This is a genomic window from Acidovorax sp. (genome assembly GCF_046339755.1).
Taxonomy (GTDB): Bacteria; Pseudomonadota; Gammaproteobacteria; order Burkholderiales; family Burkholderiaceae_C; genus Acidovorax.
The window spans coordinates 1-6038 of sequence record NZ_JBKDTZ010000110.1 but is presented as its reverse complement, the minus strand read 5'-3'; the positions used below and the strand labels follow the sequence as shown (position 1 = coordinate 6038).

The window sequence follows — 6038 nt, the reverse complement described above, 5'->3', positions numbered from 1 at the left end:
AAAGATCGCCGCCGCCGCGAAGACCAAGTAAACCAACACCGAGGGATCCCATCATGATGAAAAGAAACCGCCTCACGGCGGTGGCTTTGGCCGCCGCATGCGCGATGACAAATGCACTGGCAATGGACGTTGCCGGCTTCGAGTTCAACGGTTACTCGCGGGGTGGCCCGGTGTTCAACCACTCCGACGGCGTCAAGGGCAACCTGTCGCTGGGCGGCGAGCTGCAGAAGTTCCGCCTGGGCAATGAAGGCGACAACGGCATCGAAGTCAACTTCGCCCGCAGCTTCGAGGCCGGTGGCGTCAAGTGGAAGGTCAACTACATGCCCGCCAAGTGGGGCAGCGGTGACATCAGCACCGAGCAGGCCTATGTCGAAATGAGCGGCCTGTCGTTCTCGCCCGAAGCCAAGTTCTGGGTCGGCCAGCGCCGCCTGCGTATCCAGGACGTGCACATCGTCGACTACTTCCTGCTGAACTATGGCGACAACGTCGGTGCCGGCGTGACCGACGTGCCGATCGGCGGCATGAAGCTCGGCTTGGGCGTGTTCAGCGGCGACAAGTTCGACGGCAACCTGCCTGACAACGTCAAGGCGCATCGCCTGAACGTCGACCTGTCCGAGATCAACACCAACCCCAACGGCAAGCTGCGCGTGCTGCTGACCGCGGTGGGCGGCAAGAACCAGGTCAACGGCGGCTCGGGATCGGGCATCTCGCTGATGCACACCCAGAAGGACTTCCTGCTGTCCGGCGTGAGCAACACCCTGTACCTGCAGGGCTCGCGCGGCCATGCGCGCATCGACGGCGAGTTCGAAGCCATCGACGGCACGCGCCCTGGCCGCCGTTCCACGCGGATCGCCGACGCCATCAACTGGCAAAGCGGTCCCTTCGGCGGCCAGGCCTTGATCGGCTACCAGACCAACAAGACCGACCTGACGAATGTGGAGACCAAGGACTTCTCGCTGGGCGGTCGCGGCTCCTACGCCTTTTCGAGGAACTTCAAGGCCCTGGCCGAAGTGTCGACCACCACGCGCAAGGGCACGGGCCCAGACCAGCGCCTGAGCAAGGTGACGCTGGCCGCCGCCCTGGCCATGAACGAGGACTTCTGGTCGCGCCCCGAGTTGCGTCTGTACGTGACCAAGGCCAATTGGAACCAGGCCGCCGCCGTGGCCAACGCCGCGACCTTCGGTGCCAATGGCAAGACTTCGCGCACGCTGGTGGGCGTGCAGTATGAAATCTGGTGGTAAAGAGGGAGTGAGTGTGAGTGAGAAAGCGAGTTAGTCAGAGGTGACTTTGTTCATTGGGGGGCACTCCCTGTGTGCCCCCCTTTTTTCCTTGTGTTTTTCTTGTTGACGTGAAGGATGGCCTGGCCGTCCCTGAGTGTCGCTGGCAGCGTATGCACCCGATATCCTTTTTGCAATGACGACGACCAAGAACTCCTTTGAATCCTGGCTGCCCAAGCTGGTCGTCGCGCCCGCCTTCGTGCTGGGCTTTGCCTTCATCTATGGCCTCATGGTGTGGAACGGGGTGCTCAGCCTCTCCGCATCGCGCATGCTGCCCAACTACGAATGGGCGGGCCTCGCGCAGTACGAGCGCCTGTGGGAGATGGACCGCTGGTGGGTGGCTCTGAAGAACCTGGGCATCTTCGGCGTGGGCTACGTGGGTGGCTCGCTGGCCATTGGCGTGGTGCTGGCCGTGCTGCTGGACCAGAAGATCCGCGCCGAGGGCGCGCTGCGCACGATCTACCTGTACCCGATGGCGCTGTCCTTCGTGGTCACGGGCACGGCCTGGAAGTGGCTGCTCAACCCGGGCCTGGGCATCGAGAAGATGGTTCGCGACTGGGGTTTCCCCAACTTTGAATTCGGCTGGCTCGTGGACACCGAGATGGCCATCTATTGCGTGGTGATCGCCGGCATCTGGCAGAGCGCGGGCTTTGCCATGGCCCTGTTCCTGGCCGGCCTGCGCGGCATCGACGACAGCATCATCAAGGCCGCCCAGGTCGATGGCGCCTCGCTGCCGCGCATCTACTGGCGCATCGTGCTGCCGGCGCTGCGGCCCGTGTTCTTCTCCACGCTGATGGTGCTGTCGCACCTGGCGATCAAGAGCTTCGACCTGGTGATGGCGCTCACGGCCGGCGGGCCCGGCTATGCCACCGACGTGCCCGCGACCTTCATGTACACCATGTCGTTCTCGCGCGGCCAGATCGGCCTGGGCGCGGCCAGCGCCACCATGATGCTGGCCACCGTGGCCGCCCTTGTGATCCCCTATCTGTACAGCGAACTGCGCAGCAAACCCCATGACCGCTAAGCCCTCCCTTTTCCCTTCCGTGGGCCGTCTGCTGGTCTATGCGGTTCTGGCCCTGGCCACCGCCTTCTTTCTGCTGCCGCTGTACGCGATGCTGGTCACCTCGTTCAAGGATGCCGAAGAGATCCGCAGCAGCGCACTGCTGGCGCTGCCCGCATCGCTCAACCTGTCTTCCTGGAGCACTGCCTGGTCCAGCGCATGTACCGGGGTGGATTGCAACGGCCTGCGCCCCTTCTTCTGGAACTCGGTGGCCATGGCGGTGCCGGCCGTGCTGATCTCCACTGTCTGGGGGGCTCTCAATGGCTATGTGCTCAGTCTGTGGAAGTTTCGCGGCAGTGACGCGCTGTTCGGCATGCTGCTGTTCGGCGTGTTCATGCCTTTCCAGGTGGTGCTGCTGCCCATGAGCCAGGTGCTGGGCTGGCTCGGGTTGTCGAGTTCCATCACGGGCCTGGTGATGGTGCACTGCCTGGCGGGCCTGGCCGGCACCACGCTGTTCTTTCGCAACTACTACGCTGCCATCCCGAAGGAGCTGGTGAATGCGGCGCGCATGGACGGCGCGAGTTTCTTCCAGATCTTCTGGCGCATCGTGCTGCCGCTGTCCACGCCCATCATCATGGTCACACTGATCTGGCAATTCACCAACATCTGGAACGACTTCCTGTTCGGCGTGGTGTTCTCGGGCACCGACTCCAAGCCGGTGACGGTGGGGCTCAACAATTTGGCCAACACGTCGAGCAGCGTGAAGGCCTACAACGTGGACATGGCGGCCGCCATCATCGCGGGCCTGCCGACCATGGTGATCTATGTGCTGGCGGGTAAATTTTTCGTGCGCGGGCTGACGGCCGGCGCGGTGAAGGGATAAGGAATCATGGCGTCTTCATTGGACATAGCGGGCATCAACAAGCGTTTCGGCAAGGGCGACAAGAGCGTGGAGGTGCTGCGCAAGATCGACATCCACGTGGCACCGGGCGAGTTCCTGATCCTCGTGGGCCCTTCGGGCTGCGGCAAGTCCACGCTGCTCAACATCATCGCGGGGCTCGACGAGCCGACCGAGGGCGAGATCCGCATCGCCGGCAAGAACGTGGTGGGCATGCCCCCGCGCGACCGCGACATCGCCATGGTGTTCCAGAGCTATGCGCTGTACCCCACGCTGAGCGTGGCCGACAAAATCGGCTTTGCGCTGGAAATGCGCAAGATGCCCAAGGCCGAGCGGCAAAAGCGCATCGACGAAGTGGCGGCCATGCTTCAGATCAGCCACCTGCTGGACCGCCGGCCCAGCCAGCTGTCGGGCGGCCAGCGCCAGCGCGTGGCCATGGGCCGAGCGCTGGCGCGCCAGCCGCAACTGTTCCTGTTCGACGAGCCGCTGTCCAACCTCGATGCCAAGCTGCGCGTGGAGATGCGCGCCGAGATCAAACGCCTGCACCAGGCCAGCGGCATCACCAGCGTGTATGTGACGCACGACCAGGTGGAGGCCATGACGCTGGGCTCGCGCATTGCCGTCATGAAGGGCGGCGTGGTGCAGCAACTGGGCACGCCTGACGAGATCTACAACCGCCCGGCCAACACCTATGTGGCGACCTTCATCGGCTCGCCCACCATGAACCTGCTGCGCGGCACCCAGGCGGCCGGGCAGTTCTCGGTGCAGGGCGTGTCGCTGGACCTGGCAGCCCCGCTGGCGGCGCCCGAGGTGATGCTGGGCGTGCGCCCGGAGCACCTGGTGCTGCAGGACAGCTCGCCCTGGCGCGGCGAGGTCAGCGTAGTGGAGCCCACGGGGCCCGACACCTACGTGATGGTGGACACCGCCGCCGGCCACATGACGCTGCGCACCGACGCGCAGACCCGTGTGAAGCCGGGCGACCGCGTGGGCCTGGCCGTGGCACCCGCGCACGCCCACTGGTTCGATACCGGTACGGAACAGCGCATTGCATGAGACCCGTGCGAGGGCTGCTGCCGCAGCCCCGCGCTTTGGCCTTGGCGCATGGGGACTTTGACCCGGCCCCCCGGGGCGTTCTGGGTTAAAAAGCGGACTTCGCTGCGGCCCCGCCGTTTTTGTTCAGCCACCATTTTCGGGTGATGTTGCCACTGGTTTTCAGTGGACACATTGCCCTTGCAGCCCATGCCCGCAACACGCCTTCTCGCCGACATCGGCGGCACCAATATCCGCCTGGCCTGGCAGAACCCGGGGGATAACACCCTGCACGACACGCGCGTGCTGCAGTGCGCCCAGTACCCCACGGTGGACGATGCCATCCGCACCTACCTGAACGAGGTCGGCATCCAGACGCCGAACGAGGCAGCCTTTGGTATTGCCAACCCGGTCACGGGCGATGCCATCCGCATGACCAACCACAGCTGGAGCTTTTCGCAGAAGGCAGTGCGCGAGGCCTTCGGCTTTGCTCGGCTGGTGGTGATCAACGACTTCACGGCGCTGGCCCTCGCGCTACCCCTGCTCACGCCCGACCTGCTGCGCCAGGTGGGCGGCGGCCAGGCCGTGCCGGGCGAGGCCATCGGCCTCGTGGGCGCAGGTACCGGCCTGGGGGTCTCGGGCCTGGTGTTCCCGCCGCACTCGCCGGCGGGCGTGCCGTTGTCGGGCGAGGGTGGCCACGTCACGCTGGCCGCGCAGACCCAGCACGAGTTCGATGTGCTGCAGGTGCTGCAGCAGCGCTACGGCCACGTCTCGGCCGAGCGCGCCGTCTCGGGCTCGGGCCTGGTGGACCTCTACCACGCGGTGCGCACCGTGGCCAAAGCCGGCGGGACCGAGGTGAACTCGGCCGCCCAGGTGACCGAGGCGGCCCTGCGGGCCAAGGACCCGCTGGCCCTGCAGGCGCTGGACCTGTTCTGCGGCTTTCTGGGCAATGTGGCGGGCAACCTCGCGCTCACGCTCGGTGCACGCGGCGGTGTCTACATCGGCGGCGGCATGGTGCCGCGCCTGGGCGAGTGGTTCGACCAGTCGTCCTTCCGCCAGCGCTTCGAGGGCAAGGGGCGTTTCCAACCCTACCTGGCATCCATCCCTTGCTGGATTATCGATCCGAGTGCCACCCCGGCACTCTACGGCGCATCGCGCGCGCTCGACATCGCGGGCGGTTGAGCATGGTGGCTGGTGCGCCACCACTGGCGCTTGCGGGTGTGCACCACGTGGCACTCATCGGCTCGGACTATGCGCGCTCCAAGCGCTTCTATACCGAGGTGCTGGGCCTGGCCGTGGTGCACGAGACCTGGCGCGCCGAGCGCCAGTCGTACAAGCTTGACCTGGCCCTGCCCGACGGCACGCAGATCGAGCTGTTTTCCTTTCCCGAGGCGCCACCCCGCCCCTCTTACCCCGAGGCCTGTGGCCTGCGCCACCTGGCGCTGCGGGTGAGCGACCTGCAGACCTGCCTGCAGGCCCTGGCCGCCCATGGCGTGGCGGCCGAGCCGGTGCGCATGGACCCCTTCACGGGCTGTCCGTTCACCTTCATCGCCGACCCGGACGGCCTGCCCATCGAACTGGTGGGACCCGCACCGGGATAGCCGGTTCCCATGTCCAGTGCCATGCCGCCCAGGGTTTCCTGCGCGGCATTTTTCTTGCCCGGATTGTTTTCAAAACTGGAACAGACAGTTTGCGACTGGCTGGTTTTTCCCTGAACACGTGCGGCGTACAGTTCAACCCATCTATGAGCCGAACCCGCAAGGCGACTCACCGAACCCGGTTCAGGAATGGTTTCTGTCCCGGCTTTATTGAGACGCTTCTTTTTCTTCAAAGG

At 65.3% G+C, this 6038-nt stretch carries 6 protein-coding genes; all 6 read left to right on the top strand.

The annotated features are described in order from the left end of the window. The first annotated feature begins 122 nt into the window (after positions 1 to 122). The 6 genes from ACK59X_RS08705 (at position 123) to ACK59X_RS08680 (ending at position 5805) form a co-directional block, all read left to right on the top strand. Entirely contained in the window at positions 123 to 1241 is a 1119-nt protein-coding gene (locus ACK59X_RS08705; RefSeq protein ID WP_409956530.1) for a carbohydrate porin, read from the top strand. 172 nt (positions 1242 to 1413) lie between these two features. Further along, positions 1414 to 2301 (top strand): carbohydrate ABC transporter permease, encoded by an 888-nt coding sequence (locus ACK59X_RS08700; RefSeq protein ID WP_409956529.1) that lies wholly within the window; start codon positions 1414 to 1416, stop codon positions 2299 to 2301. Next, complete coding sequence (locus ACK59X_RS08695; RefSeq protein ID WP_409956527.1) at positions 2291 to 3160, top strand: carbohydrate ABC transporter permease; 870 nt, start codon at positions 2291 to 2293, stop codon at positions 3158 to 3160. The genes ACK59X_RS08700 and ACK59X_RS08695 overlap by 11 nt, the downstream gene beginning before the upstream one ends. Before the next feature lie 6 nt (positions 3161 to 3166). Continuing rightward, entirely contained in the window at positions 3167 to 4228 is a 1062-nt protein-coding gene (locus ACK59X_RS08690) for an ABC transporter ATP-binding protein (protein WP_409956525.1), read from the top strand. 186 nt (positions 4229 to 4414) lie between these two features. Beyond that, positions 4415 to 5386: a glucokinase gene (locus ACK59X_RS08685; protein WP_409956524.1), complete on the top strand. Its 972-nt coding sequence runs from the start codon at positions 4415 to 4417 to the stop codon at positions 5384 to 5386. Between the two features lie 2 nt (positions 5387 to 5388). Continuing rightward, complete coding sequence (locus ACK59X_RS08680) at positions 5389 to 5805, top strand: VOC family protein (RefSeq protein ID WP_409956532.1); 417 nt, start codon at positions 5389 to 5391, stop codon at positions 5803 to 5805. The last annotated feature ends 233 nt before the right edge of the window (positions 5806 to 6038 follow it).

Bases quoted from the DNA above. Each gene is read 5' to 3' on its own strand.
- ACK59X_RS08705 (WP_409956530.1), top strand. From the start codon at position 123: ATGGACGTTGCCGGCTTCGAGTTCAACGGTTACTCGCGGGGTGGCCCG.
- ACK59X_RS08685 (WP_409956524.1), top strand. From the start codon at position 4,415: ATGCCCGCAACACGCCTTCTCGCCGACATCGGCGGCACCAATATCCGC.
- ACK59X_RS08700 (WP_409956529.1), top strand. From the start codon at position 1,414: ATGACGACGACCAAGAACTCCTTTGAATCCTGGCTGCCCAAGCTGGTC.
- ACK59X_RS08695 (WP_409956527.1), top strand. From the start codon at position 2,291: ATGACCGCTAAGCCCTCCCTTTTCCCTTCCGTGGGCCGTCTGCTGGTC.
- ACK59X_RS08690 (WP_409956525.1), top strand. From the start codon at position 3,167: ATGGCGTCTTCATTGGACATAGCGGGCATCAACAAGCGTTTCGGCAAG.
- ACK59X_RS08680 (WP_409956532.1), top strand. From the start codon at position 5,389: ATGGTGGCTGGTGCGCCACCACTGGCGCTTGCGGGTGTGCACCACGTG.